21 protein-coding genes are annotated in these 25,621 nt (G+C 52.8%); 5 read left to right on the top strand and 16 right to left on the bottom strand.

The genetic code is table 11. The annotated features are described in order from the left end of the window. From B4H10_RS05590 to B4H10_RS05605, 4 genes are all read right to left on the bottom strand, one after another. Positions 1–2,827 (bottom strand): ESPR-type extended signal peptide-containing protein (locus tag B4H10_RS05590; RefSeq protein WP_292018354.1); only part of this gene is annotated, 2,827 nt, incomplete at its 3' end. A gap of 766 nt (positions 2,828–3,593) precedes the next feature. Next, complete coding sequence (gene rpmF / locus B4H10_RS05595; RefSeq protein WP_014016180.1) at positions 3,594–3,779, bottom strand: 50S ribosomal protein L32; 186 nt, start codon at positions 3,777–3,779, stop codon at positions 3,594–3,596. A 35-nt stretch (positions 3,780–3,814) separates the two neighbouring features. Then, positions 3,815–4,321, bottom strand: coding sequence for a YceD family protein (locus tag B4H10_RS05600; protein WP_059075724.1), 507 nt, complete (start codon positions 4,319–4,321; stop codon positions 3,815–3,817). A 91-nt stretch (positions 4,322–4,412) separates the two neighbouring features. Then, positions 4,413–6,053, bottom strand: coding sequence for a nucleoside kinase (locus B4H10_RS05605; RefSeq protein WP_292018355.1), 1,641 nt, complete (start codon positions 6,051–6,053; stop codon positions 4,413–4,415). 152 nt (positions 6,054–6,205) lie between these two features. Here B4H10_RS05605 and B4H10_RS05610 point away from each other — a divergent pair, with 152 nt between their 5' ends. Further along, positions 6,206–7,240, top strand: coding sequence for a hypothetical protein (locus B4H10_RS05610; protein ID WP_075582049.1), 1,035 nt, complete (start codon positions 6,206–6,208; stop codon positions 7,238–7,240). A gap of 112 nt (positions 7,241–7,352) precedes the next feature. Here B4H10_RS05610 and B4H10_RS05615 read toward each other — a convergent pair whose 3' ends face one another. The 3 genes from B4H10_RS05615 to B4H10_RS05625 all read right to left on the bottom strand — a co-directional run bounded on the left by B4H10_RS05615 (position 7,353) and on the right by B4H10_RS05625 (position 10,963). After that, positions 7,353–7,775 (bottom strand): SoxR reducing system RseC family protein, encoded by a 423-nt coding sequence (locus B4H10_RS05615; protein ID WP_059075721.1) that lies wholly within the window; start codon positions 7,773–7,775, stop codon positions 7,353–7,355. A gap of 143 nt (positions 7,776–7,918) precedes the next feature. Further along, positions 7,919–8,788, bottom strand: coding sequence for a UTP--glucose-1-phosphate uridylyltransferase GalU (gene galU, locus B4H10_RS05620; RefSeq protein ID WP_059075720.1), 870 nt, complete (start codon positions 8,786–8,788; stop codon positions 7,919–7,921). A 15-nt stretch (positions 8,789–8,803) separates the two neighbouring features. Beyond that, a complete protein-coding gene (locus B4H10_RS05625) occupies positions 8,804–10,963 on the bottom strand; it encodes an LPO_1073/Vpar_1526 family protein (RefSeq protein WP_292017720.1) in 2,160 nt (719 codons plus the stop codon). 163 nt (positions 10,964–11,126) lie between these two features. Between B4H10_RS05625 and B4H10_RS05630 the strand changes: the two genes are divergently transcribed. Next, positions 11,127–11,780, top strand: coding sequence for an HAD family hydrolase (locus tag B4H10_RS05630; RefSeq protein ID WP_075582046.1), 654 nt, complete (start codon positions 11,127–11,129; stop codon positions 11,778–11,780). A gap of 113 nt (positions 11,781–11,893) precedes the next feature. Here the strand turns inward: B4H10_RS05630 and B4H10_RS05635 are convergent, their stop codons facing one another. The 5 genes from B4H10_RS05635 to htpG form a co-directional block, all read right to left on the bottom strand. Next, complete coding sequence (locus B4H10_RS05635) at positions 11,894–12,487, bottom strand: hypothetical protein (RefSeq protein WP_059075717.1); 594 nt, start codon at positions 12,485–12,487, stop codon at positions 11,894–11,896. A gap of 23 nt (positions 12,488–12,510) precedes the next feature. Continuing rightward, the gene (locus B4H10_RS05640; RefSeq protein ID WP_292018356.1) at positions 12,511–13,686 is read right to left on the bottom strand and encodes an S-layer homology domain-containing protein; all 1,176 of its coding nucleotides are present in this window, start codon (positions 13,684–13,686) and stop codon (positions 12,511–12,513) included. Positions 13,687–13,697: 11 nt separating this feature from the next. Then, a complete protein-coding gene (locus B4H10_RS05645; protein WP_075582044.1) occupies positions 13,698–14,729 on the bottom strand; it encodes an S-layer homology domain-containing protein in 1,032 nt (343 codons plus the stop codon). Positions 14,730–14,823: 94 nt separating this feature from the next. Further along, positions 14,824–15,804 carry an asparaginase gene (locus tag B4H10_RS05650; protein ID WP_292018357.1) on the bottom strand — a complete coding sequence of 327 codons (981 nt, stop codon included), beginning with the start codon at positions 15,802–15,804 and terminating at the stop codon, positions 14,824–14,826. Between the two features lie 273 nt (positions 15,805–16,077). Further along, complete coding sequence (htpG, locus tag B4H10_RS05655) at positions 16,078–18,027, bottom strand: molecular chaperone HtpG (protein WP_075582042.1); 1,950 nt, start codon at positions 18,025–18,027, stop codon at positions 16,078–16,080. Between the two features lie 243 nt (positions 18,028–18,270). Here htpG and pckA point away from each other — a divergent pair, with 243 nt between their 5' ends. From pckA to B4H10_RS05670, 3 genes are all read left to right on the top strand, one after another. Continuing rightward, positions 18,271–19,854, top strand: coding sequence for a phosphoenolpyruvate carboxykinase (ATP) (gene pckA / locus B4H10_RS05660; RefSeq protein ID WP_075582041.1), 1,584 nt, complete (start codon positions 18,271–18,273; stop codon positions 19,852–19,854). Positions 19,855–19,872: 18 nt separating this feature from the next. Continuing rightward, a complete protein-coding gene (locus B4H10_RS05665) occupies positions 19,873–20,301 on the top strand; it encodes a hypothetical protein (protein WP_059075711.1) in 429 nt (142 codons plus the stop codon). 291 nt (positions 20,302–20,592) lie between these two features. Further along, positions 20,593–20,862, top strand: a complete 270-nt coding sequence (locus B4H10_RS05670; protein ID WP_292018358.1) for a hypothetical protein — start codon at positions 20,593–20,595, stop codon at positions 20,860–20,862. Positions 20,863–20,907: 45 nt separating this feature from the next. Here the strand turns inward: B4H10_RS05670 and B4H10_RS05675 are convergent, their stop codons facing one another. From B4H10_RS05675 to B4H10_RS05690, 4 genes are read right to left on the bottom strand one after another with little or no spacing between them, the layout of a single operon-like run. Further along, on the bottom strand, positions 20,908–22,629 hold the full coding sequence (locus tag B4H10_RS05675; RefSeq protein WP_292018359.1) for an ABC transporter ATP-binding protein: 1,722 nt from the start codon (positions 22,627–22,629) through the stop codon (positions 20,908–20,910). Next, positions 22,626–23,597: a ChaN family lipoprotein gene (locus B4H10_RS05680; RefSeq protein ID WP_292018360.1), complete on the bottom strand. Its 972-nt coding sequence runs from the start codon at positions 23,595–23,597 to the stop codon at positions 22,626–22,628. Before B4H10_RS05680 ends, B4H10_RS05675 begins: the two co-directional genes overlap by 4 nt. Then, positions 23,591–24,607, bottom strand: a complete 1,017-nt coding sequence (locus B4H10_RS05685) for a TonB-dependent receptor plug domain-containing protein (RefSeq protein ID WP_292018361.1) — start codon at positions 24,605–24,607, stop codon at positions 23,591–23,593. The genes B4H10_RS05680 and B4H10_RS05685 overlap by 7 nt, the downstream gene beginning before the upstream one ends. Next, positions 24,604–25,620: a TonB-dependent receptor plug domain-containing protein gene (locus B4H10_RS05690; RefSeq protein WP_292018362.1), complete on the bottom strand. Its 1,017-nt coding sequence runs from the start codon at positions 25,618–25,620 to the stop codon at positions 24,604–24,606. The genes B4H10_RS05685 and B4H10_RS05690 overlap by 4 nt, the downstream gene beginning before the upstream one ends. Between the last annotated feature and the right edge of the window lies 1 nt (position 25,621).

Consider the following 25,621-nt stretch of genomic DNA (forward strand, 5'->3'; position numbering starts at 1 on the left):
GAGCGCCGGTGTCACCCTTTTCGCCTTTATCCCCCTTGAAATCAGGGTCGCCCTTCAGGGCATCCTTATCCAGGGATACCAGGACGCGTTTGTCTCCTTCTGCGCCCACTTCTTCTGCTTTCAGGCCGTCGCCGAAGTCAAACTGCAGGCTGCTGATGGTCGGATTGGCTACAGGGCCGCCGGCCGTGTAGCTGCCGCTGCTCACCTTGCCACCGCTGTAGATGTGGACGGGCAGGCTAGCCACACTCTTCAACTGAGCCACGTTCACGGCGTCGGTATCCGCAAACCCGGCCGCCACACCCGTGATCTGGCGGGTATGAGTCCCATCGCCTACAGAAACCGCTGCCCAGGAGGATTTCCAGGCCTTGTCAGACGATTCGCTGGCACCCTTCTTCAGAGGATCATAGCCTTCCACGTCTTTATCCGTAGAAGCCACAGACCCGCTGCCAAGGGCCACGCCGCCATCCACTTTCACGTCGGCATTGTGGCCGATGAGGACGGCGTCGGAAGCAGAGGTGGTCAGTTCCTTATCGGCAGAACCCAGGATTACGTTGTTCGTCCGGTCGGTCAGTTTGTGGTTGTCACCCAGCACCAGATTGGATTTGTTCGTATCCACGTTGCTGCCGGTGAGAGTATTATGGGAACCGATCACATAATCGTTCTTGCCGTTTTCCACTTTATTGTAGAAGCCATCCACGTAGTTCAGCTGGGTGGAGGTCCCTTCTACGTATTCCTTGTCGCTGCCGGTCACCGTGTTGCCCACGCCCACAACCTGAGTCATGTAAGCTTTATCCACGGTGTTGCCGCCACCCATGACCATGACCTGGGCCCCGCTGGTGGGAACGGCTGCCTTCAGGGCCTCGTTCAGCTGCCTCGGGTCCTTCAGGCCCTGCATGATGGCACCGGCTTTTTGAACGTCGATGGCCCGGTAGGAATTGGTGACGCTGTTCCCGGCGCCGTAGACCATAGCCGCGTTGGAATCGGTGGTCACGTTAGCCTGCCCTACGATGCTGTTGGCGACGCCGCTAAAGGCTCCAGAATTTTCAGTATTATTATTGATGTTAAAGGTACCATAAGACAAGGCCGTAGCCCCACGGAAATCCTGACGGCCTGAAGCAGCTGCCTGATTAATAACACCAGACAGGGAACCCGTTACCGTTGAAGCGATGCCGCCGGCATAGGTCATATACCCGGCTGCCAGAGCCCCCATTTCCTTGGCTCCGTCATTCTTTTCATTAGTATATTCAGCATATTGTGCTGATGTAAACGGTATATCCCGGACACTGTAATACTTCGTCTTCGAAGCATCAACGGTATCGCTCACAGCCTTGAGCTGGGCAACATTAACAGCATCTGTATCCTGCGTACCAGCTGCGACGTTGGTAATCTGACGGGTAATAGTCTTTTCTGCATCCAATTGTCCTTGTTCATTTTTTACAATTTGACCAACGGAAACAGCGGCAGCTTTCGACTTCCAGGTGCCAGTGGTATCAGTATGATGGTCACCATTTGCCGGGTCATAACCGACTTGATCCTTATCGATAACAGCTACGGAACCGGCACCGATGGCTACACCGCCATCGATAGTGGCATTAGCATTATGACCGAGGATGACTGTGTCTTTTTTCTCTGTTGTGATGGGCGCCGTTTCGTCGGCATTGCCGATAATCACGTTATGGGTCTGGTCTTCTGCTACGGTGCGATAATCGCCGATGACCGTGTTGGAATCAGCCCCCTTATTGATCGTGACACCCTGTCCCAGCACCTTTACATGGCTGGCATCGGTAATGGAACTGTTGAACCCATCCAGATAGTTGTACTGTACTTTCTTGTAAGTCGTCGATTTCATGGAGTTCCCCACGCCCATGATTTGTGAATTCTGGGTCTTTTCAGCGCTGTTGGCACCACCAATAACCAAAGTAGCACCGCCCGCACTGCTGGCAACGCCATCCATCAAAGCTTTCTGCATATCAGCAGCAGAGTCAAAGTGCGTACTGTAAGGAGAGGCATCAATGTAGCTGCTTGATTCTTTTACACTATTTCCGGCCCCCATGACAATAGCACCGTTGCTGTTGGTCACTTTGTTGGCCATACCGGAAATTATATTGGCGACGCCGCTGCTTCTGCTTCCTGTCATGGATTCATTGGAATTGAAGGTACCGATAACCGTAGAAAATGCATTTTTCGTCGCATTGCCAAGCGTATCCCATTTATCTTTTGCTTCATACGGACTGGTTTGTACATTATAGCTGCCAATGGTCGTAGCAAAACCGCCGCCGGTATAGGAATTGGTCCCCAGTGTGGTGGAGGCTACACCAAACTGACGCAGTTTGTCCGCTGTGGTATCACCGATGGAAATCTTATTTTCTGCCAGTGTATGAGCACCAATTTCGATGGAGCCTGTACGGGCATACGAATTCGTCCCCACGGCGATGGCTTCCGGCAGATTCTGCTTCGCATGGTTGTTATCATGGATGTCCATGCTGAAGGACCCCTCATTGACCTTTTCCCCGAAGGAAAGCATGGATTCCTGGGTCCCGCCGCCGATAAAGACCTTGGCATTCTTGCCGATGGCAATATTGGTCCCGTCGTTGGCCGGACTGATGTCATAAGCAATGGGCTGGGCCCCCTTGTCCACAATGTCCTTATCTGCCGCCAGTCCTGCACTGGTGACGCCAGCGGTGAGGACGAAGGCAGTGAGGGCGGCGACGGCTAATCGCGAAGTCCCCACCCCGATGGACGTCCGGCCATGAGCTTTGGCCAGTTCTGATGTAACGACATAGCATTGTTTTACATGACTCCAGATGACTTTGTATATTTTATTCATAAAACAACCTCCTGTTTGTTTAGTGTAAATGTAATAACAGTTAATTCTATATGTCTATCATTATACCATACATCATTGTTTTATTACAAATTTAATGCTATTTTGTGTCTTTTATTGTAATTTTAATAATCTTTATAATTAGTCATTTTATGTTATTATTTAAATCTTTTTGTTTTATATGATGTTGAATTATATCCACAAAATATATTTATGAATTTTAATGTATTTATATTATTTTTATATTTTATTTTCTGAGCACGGACATTATAGAAAATAGTGTATACAATAACAGCTCGTCAGTTTATAAAATATATGCTAGTCAACAATTCCGGCAAACAGCTTATTGTCACTATTTATGACTCATTGCGAGTACAAGATACCAGGGATACTACAATTCACTGTTTTATCTATTCCATGGTATTATAATTAAATATTTTGTTTCTTCTCACATTACACAGTTCACATTGTTCACATATGTGAACTGTGTGATGTCACCCATAACAATACAATGCATTTCATGCCAAAGTTTCATAGTATTCCATGGTTGTCAATATGGATAAGTTATATGAAAGTGCCGTAGGCCGGGAAGGACAGTAGGAAGGGATAGTGGGAAGGGCCGCAGTTCGCAGGTCGCAGGCCGGAAAGGAACAGCAGGTACCAGGAAAGCCGGTTTGCTACGTTGGTGCCTGTCCGCTTCTCTATCGTTTTTAAACCGGCCAGGACATAAAAAAGCGTCCCTTTTAAGGGACGCTTTTTATGCTTACTCTTATTCAGCGGTTGTGTTGTTGACAACCTGTTTGCCTTTATAGTAGCCGCAAGTCGGGCATACATGATGAGGCATCATTGCTTCGTGGCACTGCGGGCATTCTACGTAGCCCGGTGCTGTCAATTTCCAGTTTGCACGACGCATCTTCTGACGAGTCTGGGATAATCTGTTCTTTGGTACTGCCATGTTCTGCACCTCCTTAAATCACATGGTACGTGTTTCTAGTGCTTTTCTTTGGATCGTAATAACTGAGCCAGGGCTTCAAGCCTCGGATCAATCTTGTCGGTAGGACAACTACAGGGTCCTTCATTCAGGTTTGCACCGCACTGCGGACAAAGCCCTTTGCAGTCAGGCCGGCACAATACCCTCATGGGCTCGCTGAGGATCAAGGTTTCTCTAATTGTCTCCGTCAAATCGATGTATTCCCCGTTATAAGGCAATACGTCCTCGGGAAGCTCCGCTTCCGTACCATAGACTTCAGACAGTGTTTCATTCCGATCCACCGATACCGGTGTCAGACAACGGCTGCAGGGATACATGCCCGATGTACGAATCGTTCCTTCTACAAGGAGATGATTGCCATCGAAACAATACGTTCCTTCCACAGCTACGGTAGCATCTTTCCAGGGGAAATCATCTACATCACCGAGCTCGGCAGCCGGACGTTCAAACGAAAAAGGGAAATACTTCCCCATTTCTTTGAGTGCTTCTTCGACTTGTAGTTTCATTATTTCTACCTCGACTATACTATTATATCTATCCACTCAGGCTTTGTCAATGATAAATTCGTATACCCCGCACCCGCCGCGCAATGGTCTGTCATTTGCCGATAAATTCCCTCAGGAGGGAGTTCATGGGGACGACGGACGAATCTACGGGCTTGAAGGGCTTCAGGAATTTGACCAGGCGCTGGGCTTCCGTATAATAGGGGCTGTCCTGTCCGATCGATTCCAGGAGCGGTTCGGCATAGGGTTTGAGGACGGCCAGTTCGTATGGCAGAGCCGTGTTGAAGATGGTATCGGCATCTTCCTGATAGGGATAGATATTCTTTTCTTCGCCACGGCGCACGTCGCCCCAGATTTCCATGGTCGCTTCGGGACCGCGGCCACGGAACTGATGATCCCGGACCATGCGGCGGATGATGCGCGTGTCCGACGTGGAAATGCGGTTGTGGTCGTTGATGCGTATCTGCGTCAGGACGCCCAGGGAGATCTTGACTTTTTCATAGCGGGGCAGCATGTAGGTCAGGGAATCATTCAGGGCGTGAAGGCCTTCTACGACGATGGGCTGGCCCGGTTCGAGGCGCGTCGGCTTTTCGTCGAAATAGCGCTTGCCTTCGACGAATTCAAAGCGGGCCAGGTGGACGTCTTTGCCCTGATTGAGGTCATCGATCTGCTGATTGAACAGGGGTACGTCGATGGCGCGCAGTGATTCAAAATCGTAACTGCCATCGGGATTACGCGGCGTATCTTCTCTATTATAGAAATAGTCGTCGAGAGAAATGCGCACCGGACGCAGGCCATTGACGCGGAGCTGGGTGGTCAGCCGTTTGCAGAATGTCGTCTTACCGGCAGAGGACGGGCCGGCAATGAGGACGACTTTGATTTTGGGCCGCTGGGCCACGATATAGTCGGCCAGTTCGGCCAGTTTCTTTTCCTGCAGGGCTTCGGCCATATCGACGATATCCTGGATGGTCCCGTCCCCGATATAGCGGTTCAGGTCAGAGACGTATTCACAGCGGACGATGCGCCCCCATTCTTCCGCTTCCAGGAAGAGGCGGGCCATTTTCGGGATTTCCTTATACGGCGGCAGTTCGTTGGGATTTTCTACTTTCGGGTATTCCAGTATGATACCCGGCGCATAGAGTCGCAGGTTGAAGCAGGTCAGGTATCCCATGCTGGGCAGGAGAGGCCCCATGTAGTAGTCCAGTATCTGCCCGCACTGATAGGCCAGGACATAGGGCACATCGACATGGCTCATCAGTTCCGCTTCGTGCTTGAGGTCGCGGTTGTGGCACATGGCCAGCGCCGTCTGGGTGCTGACTTTGACCTGGGTGATGGTTTCGTCCTGTTCGACGATTTCGTCCATGCGGCGCTTGATAGCTTCCACATCGTGGATGGTCACGTTATGGCCGATTTCCAGTTCACAGTAAAGGGATTTGCGCAGGGCGTGTTTGACCAGCACCTTGCCGTCGGGATAGAGTTCGGCCACGGCCCGCACGAGGAGCAGGATGGCCGTGCGTATGATGCACTGGTTGCCTTCCAGTGTATTCAGCTGGTACCATTCGACATCGCCTTTTTCTTCTATTTTCGTCTGCAGGCCGGCCAGTTCGTTGTTGTACAGGGCCGCTGCCACAGGCGGGTCGGCTTCGGGACAGCACTGCCGGCTCAGGGCGAGCAGTGTCGTCCCTTTTTCTACGGTATAGTCTGTATTATGGGTTTTATCATGTATGGTAATCACCGTATCACTCCTCACTATATAGGTTAAATTTCAGGTCTCACTATCTATAGTTCTACAAAAATAATACGTTTCCTTTTTCAGAAACGGCATAAAAATGGTATAATACTTTTAAGTCATCATATTTTTGTCTCATACGCAAAGAAGGAATGCCCATGAATTCGCATAGAATACCCAAACCGGATGTTTCCATACTGGCTGCCATCTGTATCCTGCTTTTCTGTCTGGAAGCGGCGGTACTCAACTATGAGCACGTATACAAGGCGACACCCGATTATTCCGTCCGGGTCCTCACCCGGGCCATACAAAGCGGCGATGAGGAAACGGTCACGGCTCTTGTCGATGATAAGGCCATTGCAGCCGGACTCTTCGACGGCATGGCCTCGCGGGGCGGCGGAATCGATTCCCTGCCGGTCCTGCAGCTGGCCTGGGCGCCATTGCGGGATGATTTCATCACCGACAGCAGCCGCCTGTTCCACCTGACCATGCAGAAGGAGAAAGACGATGCAGACCGCGCCGGAGCGGCAGAAAATGTCCGTCTCCGCCTGCAGGCCCTGGGATTTCCCTTTCCCGTCTCGGGCTGGCACTATGTTTCTTCCCGCTACGCCCATAAGACAGACAGCAGCCACGCTCACATGACGGTCACCTTATATAATGAACGGCTCGACAGGAATCTGACCTGCACCATCGAACTGACCCGTACGGGACCGAAGCAGTGGCGCATTACGGGCCTTGCCGATGCACCGGCATTCATCAGTGAAATCAACGACGCCTGGGATCAGCGTCTGGCCGCATACAACCGCCCGATCCAGCGCCAGCTGGATGGACTGATCAAAATCCGGAACGTATCGGCCACTCTCGTCAAAGGATCCAATCATCAGACTTTCCTGCGCATCACCTATACGCCCGTATTCGAAGGGAAACCGGAAGAAATCCGGGAAATCCGCGGTGTCTACGAACTCCAGCGCGCCGGCGACCATGCCGTGCTGTATTCGGGGACCCTGCGGCTGACGCCGGCGGCGTCGGGCAAGCCGCACACCAGCCAGTTCCTGCTCAATCCCCTCATCCCCAGCCAGTACGCTCTCATGAGCCGGGAAAATCTGGACGATACGAGGAGCCAGCTCCGCGTGACGAGCGTCACCCGTCAGGACGGGACAACCCTGTCGCTGGCAGAAAAATTGCCAAACTGAAAAAAAACTGTCACTGGACAGTTTTTTTTCACTATACCAGAGCATATGGATATAATCCGAGTAAAAAAGAAGAGGCTGCCTGAAAAGACAGTCTCATTCTTTGTATGCTCTCTTACCGGCCCTGCACGACTTCTACGATTTTCGGGCGGGCGTTGGCATCGTTCGTGATTTTACGGTCAAAGAGTTTGACTCCCACGACTCCGATGAGGAAGCCGATGATGCCGCCGGCAATTTCCAGGTTGACGACATCCAATGCCTGGGACTGGGCTATCATGCGGCCGATGAAGACACCGGCTGCAGCGACCAGGAGCGGCATGATGAAGCAGACGAATGCGCCAATGACGATGTTGACTTCCCGCATTTCGAATTTGACATGCTGCCCGACTTTGGCGCCGACCGGATTCAGTGCCTGGACGACGATGTGCTGTGCCCCATCACAGGCACCACAGGAAATACAGTCGGAATGACGGCCGACTTTGACATCGACGAGACCATTATCATTTAACCCTACTACGGTACCTTCTTCTATTTTCATACAAACCCCTTCTTTCACACTATTAAAAGGAATAATCATTCTTTATGATTCATCCTAAGTATAGCATGACGCTTAGCAATAATCAATACCTGAACGGTGCTCTTTTTACATGGTGACTTTGATTTTTTGACCTTGCTTATTTCTTATAAAGACAGACTCTTCAGATAATCCCGGAACGAATCGCCCAAATCAGGACGGCGCAGGGCGTATTCGACAGTAGCCTTGAGGAAGCCCAGTTTATCCCCTACGTCATAGCGCTTGCCGGAGAAGCAGTATGCATAGACGGCTTCCCGGGCTGCCATGGTCTGAAGGGCATCGGTCAGCTGGATTTCGCCGCCTTTTCCCGGTTCGGTCCGGCGCAGTACTTCAAAGACATCAGGAGTGATGATGTAGCGGCCGAGAACGGCAGTCCGGCTCGGTGCTTCGGCAACGGACGGTTTTTCAATCATGTTGACGACGCGCATGAGACGGGGATCATCGGTAGGAACGCCCTTGACGATGCCATAGGAGGAAACTTTTTCCTGGGGCACTTCCTGACAGCCCAGGATGGTCGTGCCCAGGGAATTGTAGATGTCGATCATCTGCTGCAGGGCCGGGTTGGTTTCGTTGTATACGACATCATCGCCGAGAAGGACTGCAAAAGGTTCGTCATCGATAAAGGACTGGGCGCAGAGGATGGCATCGCCCAGGCCGCGCATGTGCTTCTGACGGATATAATGAATATTGATTTCAGATATACTGCGGACCATGCGCAGCAAATCCGTTTTATGATGTTCTTCCAGGTTGAGTTCGAGGGCAATATTGGTATCAAAATGATCTTCAATAGCCCGTTTGGCATGTCCGCTGATAATCAGGATTTCTTCAATGCCGCTCTGGAGAGCTTCTTCTACGATATACTGGATTGTCGGCTTATCGACGATAGGCAGCATTTCTTTCGGCGTCGCTTTCGTCGCCGGCAAAAAGCGTGTACCATAACCGGCTGCCGGGATGACAGCTTTACGAATTTTTTTCATACAATAGACCACCTTTTATTCAAACCAGCGGGATAAATCAAATTCCTCGCCAATCATTTCTTTTACATAGCCCTGTGCCAGATAGAGGCCCAGGAGGGAAAGCGTGGAGACGCGCAGCAGCGTGCTGTCCCAGATATCGCCGAGATCTGCCAGGATAGGCGAAATATCTTCCATGATGTCCAGTGCTTCTTCGCCACTGAAATTGGCAGGGCGCTTTTTAGCCAGCCGCATGATGCGGTCCTGCATGTCCCGGTCGGTAATGCCCGTGACGCGGAAGAAGCGCAGAGCCATGGAATCGTCGATCAGGGCCAGCTTGATGAGCGGTGAATTGAAGGACCGTACGACGTATTCTCTGGGGATGCGGTGGCCCTTGAGGGCTTTACGCAGTTCTTCTTCCGTAAATCCGCGGTAACGGAACAGGAGCGGATAGGAATCGGACAGGATTTCCGGGAACCGCGTTTCCTTGGCTTCCAGTGCCGTACAGTGGAGATAATCGAGCTGCTGGTAATAGGGCCGTTCCGTCGGGAAATGGTCGAGGAAAGGCATGACGTATTTGTCGATATACTGGCAGAACGTCGTCTTATCGACGTTATGGGAGTTGCGGGAATAGAGGAAGAGCAGCAGGATGGCCAGAATCTGATAATGGCCGCGGCCCAGATACGGCATGACTTTCAGGGCATCCATGGCGACCAGATGGCGCGTCGAGGCCACGGGGCAGCGGACGATATCTTCAAAGGCGCGCAGGGCCATAGTGGCCACGTAGTCTTCCGGCTGGGACGCATAGGTCTTCTGTACGTTCTGCAGGGCTTCCTGCACCAGAAGGGGGGCGACGGCTTTTTCCCGTTCGTCGTCGGTATGGCAGCCCAGGCGGTTGAAGGCAGCAGCCGTTATGTTTTTGACGTGCTGCTGGAAGGCATCGCCGGCAATACCGTACTGGCCCAGGAAATGATAGGCACAATCCCGGACGACCGTCGAATTGGCGGCGGCATCTTTGGCCCAGATGGATTCCTGACCCTGTTTGGTCGAGGACGTACGGTGCTGCAGGTCATTGCCCCAGGGGCTCTTCGTACGATTGTGACTGCTTTCCTGCCGGGTATGGGCCGAAGCCTTGGCAGCGGCCGGAGCCGTCCGGCCTTCCTGTTCTTTCGAAGCCGTATCGACCTGGAGTGGCTGCATGCGCCGCGTTTCATCGCCCAGCGCACTGGGAGCCGCATCGTGTTTCTGGGCCTTGACGGGCTTCATGATCTGCGTCTTATCCGATGGGGCATCCTCTTCAGCAGCTGGTGCCGTATGAACGGCAGCGCCTTTGCGGACGGCCGCTGCCGTTTTGGACGGAGCTGCCGGTCTTGCTGCGGGCGCCGTGGCAGAAGCTGCCGTAGCAGCCGCCGCTGCCGTTACGGCAGAAGCAGGAATGACCGTCGTCGCATCGGCATCATCTGCCGGGGCATCCGTGCCGGCCGGCTGATCTTTTTCCGCCAGGTCTTTCGACACGACCGCCGCCATCTGGGCCAGCGTCGTGTCTTCCTGTTCATCGTCGCTGACCAGGCGCGCACGCTGTGCCGCAGCCGCTGCCCGGCGCTTGCGGGTCGCTTCTGCTCTCTGGCGTATCATTTCTTTCTCTGCAGCCTGACGCTGTGCTTCTTCCCGGTCGGCTTCGCGGGCCGCTTCTTCGTCTTTCTTTTTCTTGGCTTCTTCCGTTTCTGCCTTGTAAGCGGCCGCTTCTTCTTTATCTACTTTATCCATGGCTTCGATGATTTCATCGCGGGACAACACCCGTGTGGCATCGAAATTTTCCTTTTTCTTACGGTTTTTCTGCGGAGCTTCTTCGTAGACAATCTGTCCATTGCGCCGTACGGCTTCCCCTTTTGTCGTGACAAAGGCCGTTTCATCGGGGTTTTCCGCCCGTTCCCTGACCGTTACCGTAGAAATCCGTGGTACAGGAGCCGTATGCGACTGGCTTGTCCGCCGTTTCGCTTCCCGTTCATCATTGAGCGCTTCTATCTGAGCCCAGGCAGCCTTTTCTTCCGCCCTCTTCTGGGCCAGGCTCTGCTGCTCTGCCCTTTCCTGTTTCTGATGATTCTTTTCCGCTTTGTTCCCGGAAAAAAGAATCATGCAAATAATGAAAAAGATTACCACAATCCCTGCCACAATAATGTACGGCAAATAACTAGACATCTCATCCTCTCCCTCTATGACTGAAAAAATAATTCTAGCTCCTATTCTATCATAGATAGAATTTAACTTCCAGTTCTACCTGAAAAGAGCAGAAAGAAATAGAATATGGTATAATATGGGTCGAACTTACCTAAAGGAGGCTTTGCGCCATTACGGCGGTATTATGAAACAGTATAAAGCGATTATTTTTGATATGGACGGCACCGTCCTCGATACACTGGATGAACTGACGACTTCCCTGGCCCATGTATACGGGGCCCATCATCTCCCCGTCCGGACACGGCAGGAAGTCCGGGCCGCTCTGGGATACGGCTACACCGGACTCATAAAGCGGACCGCACCGGATCTGGACCCGGCAGAGCAGCAAAAACTAGCCGAGGAATTCAAGACCTGGTACAGCAGCCACTGCCAGGGCCATACCCACCCCTATGACGGCATCGTGTCCCTGCTGTCTGCCCTTCAGGCCGGCGGACGAAAGACGGCCATCGTGTCCAACAAAGGACAGGCTGCCGTCAGCGAACTCCACGAAGAATTTTTCTCCCATCTTGTATCGTTCTCCATGGGAGAATCACCGCGCTACCGGAAAAAGCCGGAACCCGATATGGTATGGGAAGCCCTGAAGCGGCTGGGATGTGCCAGAGAAGATGCCGTCTACATCGGCGATTCGGAAGTAGACAGCATGACGGCCCGCAATGCCGGTCTCGACGTCATCCTCGTCACCTGGGGATTCCGCGACAAAGAGGATCTGGAACGGCTCCATCCCGATTACCTCGTCCAGAGCCCGGATGAACTGGCCCGCCTGCTCCTTGGGCAGTAAACCGGCCCTGCCTGCTCTATGCCCATCGCATTACAAAACAGGTGCATACCAGCTGACCATCATAAGCAGCTGGCATGCACCTGTTTTTTTATCTGAGGAAATGCCTGTTATGGTTATACTTTATGATTTTTCCCGTCCTTAAAGACGTAGTAGCCTAAATCGCGGTACCCAAACCAGTTGGCCTTGTTATCCCAGAAGAACTGATAGATATGGTTGGGAACCCCGTCACCGAATACAAAGAACGAAAGTTCCAGTTCATTGTCTTTATTGACAATCAGGTTGGCATGGGGCTTGTCATACCCGGCATAATAGTTTTTCGAATTGATGTATTCCTGCCAGGACCCTTTAACCGGGTCATAGCCAAAAGCCGTAGCGTGCCTGAATTGGGAAAGCAGGTAAAAAATCCGGCCGCTGTCCTGGTCCTGGACCCGCTGCATGTGATGGATATTATCCTCTGTCAGGAGGTCCGTGATATATACGAGTTTTTTATTCTGCTTTACCGTCATGCGGGTATAGCCATAATTGCCTGCCTTGAGACGGATTTCCGTAGGTATGCCGTTATCGACGGATACGATTTTATAATTTTTGGCAGAATGTTGTTTGTCAAAATGAACATCATCGAGGACAACGAATTTGGCAAAAGCCAGATTGCACACCATAAAGGTCATAGTGCAGGCTGCGATTGCAAGTTTCTTGAGCAGTTTCAATTACATTCACGTCTCCCTTTCTGTTATTTCATGGCGTCGCGGATGACGGAATTGACGGCGGCATTGGTCGCTTCATCGTAGAGCGGCGAATGGGACAAGTCCTTGTTGGTATCCGTATCGACTTTTTTCGTTTCTCCTGCCGGGCTTGCCGGCTGGGGGCGCATGGCGGCCGTGCGCACGTCATGAATCCGCACGACACCTTTCCCTATCCGTTCATTCAGTTTCTGTACGGTTGTATCGGCCAGAGGACGGCGCACGATGACATCGATGGTTTCGTTCTTATAATCCGGCACGGAACCAACGTAGTTCTGCACGCCTTCCTCGGAAACGATGCAGTTGACAGCCCTTGTCATGAGCTGGTCGTAATCGGCACGGGCAAAGCGGACGTGGCGGAATACCAGCACATCATAGCGGCTCACATCTTTTTTCAGGCGCTGCTTCAGGAACATGCGCGGCGAGCCTCTGAATCCGAGGACCAGTTTGTCCCCATCCCAGTAGAGCGTCCCCTGCTGGAAAAAGGCAGGCATGCTGCCATATTCGGCATTGAGGGCCCGTATGACCTGGCTTTCCACATCGACGTGGGATACGTAATCGGCATCAGAATGCATCATATGGTATATCGTTTCGGCAGCAGCCGCCCGGGTCATACCTTCCCGGGGACGGAACAGGTTGTCCGTCGTCGTCATGAGGTCTTTCCGCTGGAGATATTCTACGGCCGTGCGGTTTTCCGGAGCTACGTCGGCAATGTCGCCGTAGGGCAGCTGGTGGTTTTCAATTTCTTCCAGGCCACAGTACTTCAGGTAGCGGTAGAGGACGGCGGCAAATTCTTCCCGCGTCACCGGTTCATCGGGGTGAAAGGAGCCATCTTCATAGCCTTTGAGTATCCCCTGGGCTGCCACGGCGGCCATGGCATCATTGGCTTTGGGCGTCGGCGCATCACTGAAGACGAGCGGCGATTCTGGCAGTTTCAGGGCGACGCTGTATATGAGCTGCGCCAGGTCTCCCCGCGTCAGTACCTGCTGTGGGGCAAAGGTCTTTCCTGCAGCGAAATCCAGGCACTGGTTATCGTACAGGTAATCGATGGCAGCACGGCTCTTCAGTCCTCCCAGATCGGTATAGGGAGCTTCCGCCAGAGCCGTCACGCCGGAAAACAGGGTAAAGGCCACAAACAGGGCCGCCAGTTTCTTCGGTTTCATCATAGTTCCTCCTGCTACTGAATGACGATACGCAGTACACCGCCGATTTCCTTATTCAGTGCCGTCTGGGTTCCTTTGGAAATGGAATTTACGGTGAGCAATACCTTTTCATTGAGATAATCGACGTCGGTCTTGACAAAGGAGCCGGTCGGTTCATTGGCGCGGTATACCTTTTCGGCCCGGGCCATGATGTTTTTGTAATCATTGTAACTGTAGGTCGAACGCTGGACGATGACGGAACCGCCTTCAATCTGGGAATCTTCCGCCAGGGCCTGTTCCAGCTTGTCCCGGTTGGCCTGGGTCTTGACGCCTACGTGGAGTTTATTGCCCTGCCAGTACATGATGCCGTCTTTGGCAAAGTTCTTGATAGATCCGTAGACATCGGTGATGTCTTTAAATACCTGTGTTTCCAGGGTATTTTGTTTTTCCGAACTGCCCTTGCCGTTAGTGAGGATGCGGTAGAGGACGTTGACAGCTTCGCCACGGGTAATTTCTTCTTTCGGCTGGAAGGTATTATTGGCCCCTTTCATATAACCGGCTGCAGACAGGGTATCGACGGCTTTCCGCGCCCAGGGAGCGATGGCATTTTCATCGTCATAGGGGACAGCCGTATCCTGGACGGTAATGCCTTTATAACTCATATAATTATAGGCGATGACGGCAAATTCTTCCCGCGTAATGTTCTGCGTCGGGCGGAAGGTGTTGTCACTGTAACCGTTCATAATCTGTTTATCGACGAGGGAATCGATGGCCCGCTGGGACCACCGGCCCTGGATATCCTTGAAGCTGGTCTTGGGGACGGCCGGGCTTTCATTGAGCATGTTGTTGATGATGGAGGCAATGCCTTCACGGGTGATGGGATCATCGGGATGGAAATATCCATCGGCACCGCTGACATAATGGTTGTCATAGAAATATTCAACGGCCTGTTTTCCCCAATACGTATCGATATCGCGCAGACCGCCCGTCGTTCCCGCAGCCATGACGCTGCCGCTCAATACGGCGGCAACGGCAGCTGTCATCAGAATTTTTGTATATTTTTTCATGTTCGTCTCTCCTATCCCATGTAGTATGTTCAGGTAGCAATTATACTATCTGTATCATTTTATCACATGCCATGGTATGTCACAAGCCGGCCGGTCAATACTCGCCAAACCAGTGCTGTATCTGTTCTATGTCACTCGTTTCCTGCAATGCCAGCTGCAGCAGCAGCCGTGCTTTCTGGGGCGACAGATTGTCTGCACCGATCATCTGTGGCCACAGGGGTACAGGGCTGACGATGCCGCCGGCCGCCCTCGTCGTCCGGACGAAGACCAGACCTTTCAACTGTGCCTCTTTGATGACTGGCAAGAGGTATTTCGGCATATTCCCATGGCCCATCCCGGCCAGGACGATGCCCCGTATGCCCCGTTCCATCGCCGTTTCAATGAGCTCGGCCGTCATACCGATATGACAGTACAGAATCCAGACAGGCGGCAGATGGTCTTCTGCCGGGCAGGTCCAGCGGGAGTCATACGTATGGCGGCGCAGCGGCTTCTGATAGAAGACGGGAACGCCATCCTGCATAAATCCCAGGGCCCCCAGCTGGCCATCGGTAAAAGTCTGAACATGGGTCGTATCGGTCTTTTCCACGAACCGGGCCGAGCAGATAGTGCTGTTCATGACCTGCAGGACGCCGTATTCCCCCGCTCCGGGAGTTGCCGCCAGACGTACCGCTTCCAGCAGATTCATGGGGCCGTCGGCACTGATGGCCGTAGCCGGCCGCATGGCTCCGACGAGGACAACGGGCTTGTGGGTATGAACGGTGAGATTCAGGAAATAGGCTGTCTCATCCATCGTATCCGTGCCATGAGTGATGACGATACCATCTACGTCGTCCCGGCCGGCTATGTCCTGTACATGGCGCGCCAGCTGCAGCAGCAGTTCTTCAGTCATACTGGAACTGTCGATATTGCAGAACTGTTCTCCCCGGATAGAAGCATAGCTGGTCATTTCCGGCACTGATTGGATGAGATCGTCTATAGAAACTTCCCCGGCCTGATAGCCAATGAGTTCAGACTGGGACGCGGCCCGGCCGGCAATAGTCCCGCCGCAGCCAATGATATAAATAGCAGGCAGCATAGTGATTTCCCCCTGTCATAAAATGATACAGAATTACTTCATCTATTATACCATATCCACCATAGTCTTCCTATTTTTACTGTGAAATGCCGGATATATAATAGTATAAAAATATGTACTGACGCAATACTGAGCAAAATCCATCACAGCAGCCCAAAAGAGGCCGCCCCACAAAGCAGCGATTGCTGTATGGGGCGGCCTCTCCGTCCGTTTTATCTCTATAGTCGTTCTATTGTCTTTCTACGCGCCTTCCGGACGGTTTGGCAGGCTTCTTTATTTTGCCATCATCTGGGCAACCTTATTGGCAAAAGCCGCCGGGTCGTCAGGCAGGATGCCTTCCAGAAGCAGGGCCTGATCGTAGAGAAGTTTGCAGTAGTCTTTGAAATCCTGGGAATCTTTGCCGGCTGCATGGAGCGTCTGGAGACGGCCAAAGAGGTCGTGATTGGGGTTGATTTCCAGAATGCGGCGGGCTTTGAGCATAGGGTTATTGGCTGCAGCAAAGGCCTGTTCCATGGCGATGGACGGGCCGGCTGCATCAGCGACAAGGCAGACAGCACCGGATTTCAGGCGGTTTGACAGGCGGACATCGGCCACTTTGTCACCGATGACTTCCTTGATATCCTTGAGCAGGTCTTCATTGCTCTTGGCCAGGTCTTCGGCTTTCTTCTTTTCTTCCTTGTATTCGTCATCGTCGAGGTCGAGATCGCCCTGGCTGATAGAATGGAATTTCTTACCATCGTATTCACCAATGGCCTGTACGGCAAATTCATCGACCGGGTCGAGCATGTAGAGGACTTCCAGGTCGCGGTCGCGGAGAAGTTCCATCTGCGGCATGGCATCGATGGCAGCCCGGTCCTTGCCGGTAGCGAAGTAAATCTTTTGCTGACCGTCTTTCATGCGGCCCACGTATTCTTTCAGCGTGCAGAGCTTGCCGTCTTTGGAACTCATGAACAGCAGCAGGTCTTTCAGTTTATCGACGTTGTTTTCGCCGGTCATCATGCCGCTGTATACGCCGATTTTCAGGGACTTGCCATATTCAGCCCAGAACTTTTCGTATTTGGCCCGGTCTTTTTCCAGGGTGCGGGCCAGCGTCTTGAGGATGTTCTTTTCCAGGTTGCGTCCGATGAGTTTCAGTTCACGGCTCTGCTGGAGCAGTTCACGGGAAATATTCAGGGACAGGTCTGGCGAATCGACGAGGCCTTTGACAAAGCGCAGGTAGTCCGGCAGGAGGTCTTTGCATTTGTCCATGATGAAGACGTGGCGGCTGTACAACTGCAGGCCCGCTTCGTAATCCGTATAATACAAATTAAATGGTGCACTGCCGGGAATGAAGAGCAGTGCCGTATATTCGACGGCCCCTTCGGCTTTGGTATGGAAGATTTCCATGGGGTCTTCCCATTCGTAGAACTGGTGTTTGAAGAAATCCTTGTATTCTTCCGGTTTGATATCCGATTTATTGCGCGTCCACAGTGGCTGCATGGAATTGAGGGTCCGCGTTTCAACTTTTTCTTCTTCCGGCGCATCTTCGATAGTCTTGCCATCAGCATCTTTCGGTTTTTCCTTGGTTACATAATCCATGGTAATCGGATAACGGATGTAATCGGAATACTTCTTTACCAGACCGGAAATAGTCATCTGATCGGTATAATTTTCTTCACTCTTGTCGCCGTAGAAATCCTTGCCCAGATGGAGGATGATGGTCGTACCGTGTTTCGGTTTTTCACATTCTTCCAGGCTGTACGTACCATCACCGGACGATTCCCATTTATAGGCCTGTTTTTCACCGGCCTTGCGGGTAACGACCGTCACCGTATCAGCTACCATGAAGGCCGAATAAAAGCCGACACCGAACTGGCCGATGAGGTCTTTGTCCGTCGAATCGCTGTCCTGGGCTTCCTTCAGTTTTTCCAGGAAGGCTTTCGTCCCCGATTTGGCAATGGTCCCCAGATTCTGCACCAGGTCTTCTTTATTCATGCCCAGGCCATTATCGGAAATAGTCAGCGTGTGGGCATCGGCATCGGGTGTCAGGTGGATTTCAAAAGCCGTATCCCCTTCCAGGATGTCGCGGTTGGTCAGCGATTCATAATGAAGCTTATCGATTGCATCGGATGCGTTGGATATGAGTTCACGCAGGAAAATTTCATGATTCGTATAGATAGAATGAACCATCAGGTCCAGTAGTTGTTTCGTTTCCGCTTGGAATTCAAACGTTTCTTTCGCCATAGTCACATACTCCTTTACAGAAGCTCCCGGCTTCTTTAATTTTGTGTTAGCACTCTTTTTATAGGAGTGCTAATTCTCTTTCTTTATAATACATCAAAAAGTCAAAGTGTCAAGAGGGGAAATAGACCATTGAACGGTTTACAAATTCCGTTTATAATAAGAGTGTGTACTTCACGGCATACTTGTATTTCATTTTACTCATTCATTACATATTATATATTTTATATATTGGGGGGATTCTATATGGAAACATTTGGACTGGAACGGGCAGGTATCATCAATCCGTCTGCCGTATACCGCAATCTGAGCCCGGCATGCCTCACGGAAGCGGCACTGCGCCGCGGCGAAGGCGTGCTCAGCGATACGGGAGCCCTGGTCGTCAGGACGGGAAAATTCACGGGCCGGGCACCGAAGGATAAGTTCATCGTCGATACGCCGGGGGTCCACGACCTCATCGCCTGGGGCAGCGTCAACCGCCCGATTACGAAGGATAAATTCCGCGCCCTGAAAGATAAAATGACGGCCTATCTGCAAAACCGGGAAGTCTTCATCTTTGACGGCTTCGCCGGAGCCGACAAAAAGTGCCGCAAGAAATTCCGCGTCATTACGGAACTGGCCAGCGAAAACCTCTTTATCCGCAATCTGCTCATCCGGCCGAGTCAGGAAGAACTGTTACAGTACGGCGAACCGGATTTTACCATCATCGTCACGCCGGGCTTCAAATGCAATCCCACGGCGGATGGCGTCCATTCGGAAGCGGCCATTCTCGTCGATTATGAAACGCGGTTCATCCTCATCGCCGGGACACAGTATGCCGGGGAAATCAAAAAGAGCGTCTTTTCGGTCATGAATTTTCTCCTGCCCCGGGAAGGAGTCCTGCCCATGCACTGTTCGGCCAACATGGACCCGATCACCAAGGAAACGGCTATTTTCTTCGGCCTGTCGGGTACGGGCAAGACGACCTTGTCGGCCGACCCGGACCGCAAACTCATCGGCGACGACGAACACGGCTGGTCCGACCGGGGCATCTTCAACTTTGAAGGTGGCTGCTACGCCAAGTGCATCGACCTCGATCCGGACAAGGAACCAGACATCTACCAGGCCATCCGCTCCGGTACGCTGGTAGAAAATGTCATCCTCGACCCAGATACGCGCAAGCCTAATTATTTTGACCATAAAATCACGGAAAATACCCGCGCCGGCTATCCCATCGAGTACATTCCCAATGCGGCTATTCCCGGCATAGGCGGTGTGCCGACAGTTGTCATCTTCCTCACGGCCGACAGCTTCGGCGTCCTGCCGCCCATTTCCCGGCTTAGCAAGGAAGCTGCCATGTATCACTTTGTCACGGGATTTACCTCCAAAGTAGCCGGTACGGAACAGGGCATCACCGAACCGGTGCCGACCTTCTCTACGCTCTTTGGAGAACCGTTCATGCCGCTGGATCCCGATATCTATGCCCGCATGCTCGGCGAACGGATTGAACATCACAATACGAGCGTCTACCTGGTCAACACGGGATGGACGGGCGGCCCCTACGGCATCGGCAGCCGCATGGAACTGAAATACACCCGGGCCATGATTACGGCAGCCCTGAACGGTACACTGAAAAAAGCAGACTTCGTTCACGATGACCGGTTCAATGTCGATATCCCCCAGTCCTGCCCGGGCGTCCCGCCACAAATCCTCAATCCCCGCGATACCTGGTCAAGTCCCGACGCATATGATACAATGGCAAAGAAAGTGGCCAAGATGTTTTTCGACAACTTCCATGAAAAATATCCCCACATGCCGGCAGATATCATCAATGCCGGACCACAACCATAACGTCCCGAGGAGGTCTCTATGAAAAAACAAATCATTGCAGCCGTCACCGTCGCATCCCTGCTGGGCTTTGCCGGCGGCAGTGCCGTTCAGGCATTTAATCTCGGTTCCATTCTGAAAGTCGGCGGTATTTCCGTCCTCGTTTCCAAATACGGCGATGAAATCAATACCTTCCTGAATAAACTGCTCATGAAAAACGGCGTCGGCACCGACTACGCCACCAAAGTCGTTCCTATCCTGAGCGGCGGCACGGGAAAATACATCGGCGCCGTCCAGGTCGTCGGGCCGTCCGGACAGGTGGATAAAGTCAAGGCCGTAGCCCAAATTGAAGGCGAATTCAACGGCATCGCCCGTGCCAAGGCGCTCATTCCGGTGGCGACGACCGACGTGACCAATCTGAACCGCGTGCAGGGTGTCGGCGTCTCGGCCATCATCGACTTCAAATTCTGATGTATGTCCCGTTTGTCTGAAAAAAAATAATCAGGATTGAGTTTCATTACAATTTCACACAAAGGAAAAGCCCTTGTCCGCCCGTCCGTTTCCGGCCTGACAAGGGCTTTTTTTACCGGATTTCCTTCCGATGCTCCAATCGGACAGCAGTCCTGCCCAACTGTAGTAAAAACGACACGCATTTTCTCATTATCATTTAATTTGACATTTTGATAATAGCAGAATATAATAAACTTACGATATAACCCTTGTAACAGGGGATACGGTATTATGTGCAGGAGGTCGTTTATCATGAAATCCGCTGCTTATATTCTCTCTTATATCATCATGCTGCCCCTGGCAGTAGCCGTCTTTTTCATCGTCATGTTCCTCTGCTGTGTCGCCACCGAATCGTTCCTGCAGGTGGCCCGGACACTGACCGGCCCCCTTCTGTCCGCTGCCGGCCGGAATCTCCTCGTCATCTGTCTGTCTCTTCCCTTTGCCATATTGGCCGGTTCGGCCGTACTGGCAAAAACGGCCCATGAATTCCGCTATACCCTGCTGCGCGCTCTGGGCCAGTAGCAGGACGGATATAAAAAAACTGCCGATCCATGAGCGGCAGTTTTTTTATGTTTCTTCATCGAACTGTGCTTCGTACAGCTGGTAATACAATCCGTGACGACTCATGAGTTCATCGTGGGTACCGCTTTCGGCCACGCCTTCTTTGGTCAGGACCAGGATGCGGTCGGCATGGCGGATGGTCGCCAGACGGTGGGCAATGATCAGCGTCGTCCGGTGTGCCGACAACGACCGCAGGGATTCCTGTATTTTTTGTTCCGTTTCGTTGTCCAGTGATGACGTAGCCTCATCCAGGATCAGCACGGGCGGATTTTTCAGGAAGATGCGGGCAATGGCGATGCGCTGTTTCTGACCGCCTGAAAGGAGGACTCCCCGTTCACCGATGAAGCTGTCATATCCATCGGGAAGAGAACAGATAAAATCATGGGCATCGGCAGCAGCGGCGGCGGCGCGGACAGCCTCTGGCGATGCCATCTCGTCGCCGAGGGCAATATTTTCCCTGACCGACCCAGCAAAGAGGAACACATCCTGCTGCACCATGCCGACCGCCCGCCGCAGGGAGGCCAGCGTATACGAGCGGATATCGCGGCCATCGAGGAGGATTTCTCCTGCCGTGACGTCATAGAACCGAGGCAGAAGGCTGGCAATGCTGCTCTTCCCTACGCCCGTAGATCCGACGACGGCGACGGTTTCTCCCGGTTCGATAACTAGATTGAAATCGCGCAGTACTGTTGGTCCCTTTTCATAAGAGAAGGAGACGTGACGGAATTCAATGCGACCGCGGATCATACCTGCATCTATCGCATGGGGACAGTCGGTGACGGCCGGGGGCGTATCCATGAGTCCCGTATAACGCCGAAAGCCGGCCATGCTGCGCTGATACCGTTCTGTAAGCAGGGTCAGCTGCATAATGGGCCGGATGAACAGGAGCAGGTACATGAGGAAGACGACCAGATCGGCAACGGTCATGGTTCCCATCATGATGTAATAGCTGCCGGCGGCTATGATGATCAGGTTATTGAGGTTGGTAAAGAATACGACCGTACTCATCAGGTAGGCCTCGAAGAGATAGGTCCGCTGCTGGGCGCAGCGCACATCCGTACTGGTACGGCGGAACCGTTCCAGTTCATACCGTTCGGCGGCAAAGGACTGGATGACCCGGATGGCACTGAAGCTTTCCGCTGCCCTGGCGCTGAGGCGGCCCATCTGCTGCCGGGCCAGGAAAAAGGTCTGCTTCATCCGCCCGTTGAGAAAGACCGTATCCAGCGTTTTGAGTCCCAGCACGAACAACACCAGAAGGGCCAGCTGCCAGTTGATAGAAAACATAAAGAAGGTACTGCCTGCCATGGTGATGACACAGACCAGAACCAGATTAGGAAGCTGGAAAACGAGGTCGCCAATTTCGGAAATATCGCTGATGATCCGTGAGACCAGCTGGCCGGTCTGTGCCGTATCGAAAAAGGAAAAGCTCAGGCCTTCTATGTGATCAAAGAGCCGGCAGCGCAGGTCGTGCTCGATGTGGACCCCCATGTTCCTTCCACAGTAGCAGACGGCGAAGCTGATGAGGAGGCAGAGGACGTACAACCCCAGAAGCAGCAGTCCGGTCTGCCAGAGGCGCGCCATATCCCGGGCTGGCAGGATGTCATTCAGGATGTGGCGTACAATCATGGGAAACCCTGTTTCCATACCGGCTGCAAGGACCGATCCGGTCATGACGACGGCAAGGAGCCGGGTGTACGGACGATAACAGGAAAGGAAGCGCCGGATCATCCCCGGCTCCCCGTATCCGCCATGGTTTCGGGAACGAGGATCAGATAATCGCCCTTATCCCGGTACAATGCGGCTGCCTCGCTGTGGCTCAGGCGGGACGGGTCATAGCGGACCGCCGTAATGACCCGGATCGTAAGTCCCGGATTCCGCTGGTGGAGCTGTTCGACTGTCCCCAGCCATCCTTCGCAATGAGCGGCGCCAGTCACATGGAAGACGAGATGTCCGCCGTGCGCCCGGGCATAGCGGTCGATGCTTTCGGCCATGGTATTGTCCTTCAGGCACTGGGCCGCAAAGAGCCGGGGAATCGTATCCTGCGAAATGGGCATAGCCTGCCCCCGGAGACGCATCATCGTTCCGGTAAATGCCCGTTCATACGCCAGGGAGCCGGGATATACGGTCTGCGGCATATAGAATCCCCATGTCTCTTCTGCCTCCCGGAGGGAGCCTGTATGGGCATAGACGGCTGCGGCTTTCCTCGGTATATTGGCGGCAATTACGGGAATCTTCTGCGTTCTGGCAAAAGTAACCATTGGCCGGTAGGCATCCCTGTAATTGGGCCAGGGGCGCCCGGCAGCAAGGTATTCGTCTTCGCGTATCTTCCCGGCCAGATACGAATCCAGTACAGGCTGGGTATCCCGTTCCGCCATTTCCAGCGACAGTGCCAGTTTCCCCTGTTTCTGCTTGTACAGATCCTGCAGCAGGGCAGCTTCTGTTTCATGGATGGAAGCATTATCATGAAATTCTCCCAGAAACAGGACGTCCGTATCCGTTTCTCTGGCCGCCAGCTCCTGACTGGTCAGGACCTGCCCTGTTTCCGCATCCATGATGGAAAGCTGACCCGGACGGCTTTCCGTCACCGCCGACGCCCCGGCAGCCGCCGGTACAGCCAGGAAGAGAGCGCAGGCCGCAAGGCACAGCCGTTTCCACAGGTTTGCTGTTACGTCATTGCATGTTTCTATGATTACCATTTCCATTCTGCTCCTATACGCCACATCCGCCCGTCGATGTAAATGTCATCGACTTTTTTATTGAATATATCATCGACGCCGCCGTAGAGAGAAAATCCACTGCCCAGCTTTTTGCGGAATGAGAAGTTCAGCGTATTATACGTGTAATCCTGTCCGTCAAAGCGGTAGTCACTGCTGAACTGGTCCCAGAGGACGGCACTGAATCCGTTTTCTTTGTGGTCGTCATACAACAGCTGCACCGTCGTCGTATTCTTTGCCCGGTAATTGAGCCGTTCATCGGTCCGGCCATTGACGGCATCGAGATAATTATGGGTCAGTTTCACCGTCCAGCGGTCTCCGAAGCGATGACCCAGTTCGGCTTCTATCCCGTCGATATGGGCTTTGGCGACATTGACATAGGTGTACGTCGTGCCATAGAGACGATCGGCTTCGATGAGGTTGGACACGCGGTTGTTGAAATAGGTCAGCTTGCCAAAGTTCCTGCCCTTATCATATTCCAGGCTGAAATCATAGCTCGTCGATTTTTCCGGATCCAGGTCGGGATTGCCGTAAATATCGACGGTCGTCGAGCCCATGGCCCGGTACATTTCCATATACAGTTCGCTGATAGAAGGCGCCTTGTAGCCCCGGCCGTAATTGGATTTGAAGCGCCAGTTACTGTTCAGGTTATATGTCAGGCCGATTTTCGGCGTCGTCTGACTGCCAAACTGGCTGTTGTGTTCATACCGGACAGATGGTACGAGGAGTAATTTGTCGTTGACCTGCCACAGGTCTTCGATATAGCCGGCATAGGAATTGACTTCGTGACCGGCCATATCTTTATCCAGCCCTACGGGAGAACCGGCAAGGCGGGTGCCTTCATATTTCAGTTTGCGATATTCTGCTCCGAATGTCAGATTATGATGGCTTCCCAGATACATCGTATCCCGTGCTTCCGTAACCCAGGTGCTGTATTTGGCCCGGTCCATATCAGACCTGGGATACATGCCTCCCAGGATGGTCTCCATCATTCCCGGGAAGGGATCTCGTCCATTATCGATGAGCGAATTTTTTTCAGCTCATTATAATACGTTCGGAACATATATTCATTCCGTTTCGTTTTTCCCGTATATTCAACACTGGCGGCCTTTTCCTGTTCATGATAGTATTCATGCTTGTCTTTGGCCGTGTATAATTTCATGGGCCCCCGGGAAAACCATGCCGGAGCGAAATCAGAGCGCAGGTCGTCATCGTGATATTCCAGGTCGAAGCGGAGTTTATTATCATTTTCGTTTTCAAAGTCGTAGACGCTGGCCAGATGATACATGCGGCGCATGCCGTAGAGCGAGCGGTTGGACCCGTCTGTTACAGATGTCATGCCACTCATGGTCGCCGCGCTGCTGTATGTATAGCGGTTGAACGGACGGCGCCGGTCGAGACGGGCATCGAATGACGTAGACCAGCGGTGATGTTTGCCAAAATTGATGTTCATATATTCTGCCGTATTCTGGGTCCCCGTCACGACGCCCACTGTGCCGCCGGCTTTATTGGGAACTTTGGTAATGATGTTGATGCCCCCTCCCATGGCATCAGACCCGTAAAGAGAGCTCGACGGGCCGCGGACGATTTCGATGCGGTCGATATCACTGAGGTCCATCCGCTCCAGGGCATAGACATTGGTCGTCACATCCGTATCTTCGGCCGCGTAACGTCTGCCATCTACGAGGATGAGCGAATGATTGGTGCTCATGCCGCGTATCATGACGGCGTTGCCAGTCATGCCGGCTTTGGAAAGGTTGACGTTATTGGCCAGCTGCAGTGCCGATACGACATCACTGGCGCCCATGCGCTGCAGGTCTTCCTGTGTCCATACTTCGACGGCCTGCGGCACGGCCCGGACTTCCTCTTTTGTCTTGGTCGCCGTGACGATAACATCTTTGGACTGGAGCTGCTGTTGGCCGTCTGTGCCTGCGGCCTGTACCGGCAGGTACAGGGATGTCATGATGGCAGCTGCCGCCAGGGCCGCTGCGTTCGGGTGTATCATC

Origin of the sequence: Megasphaera sp. UBA4382 (assembly GCF_002391155.1) — a bacterium.
GTDB lineage: Bacteria > Bacillota > Negativicutes > Veillonellales > Megasphaeraceae > Megasphaera > Megasphaera hexanoica.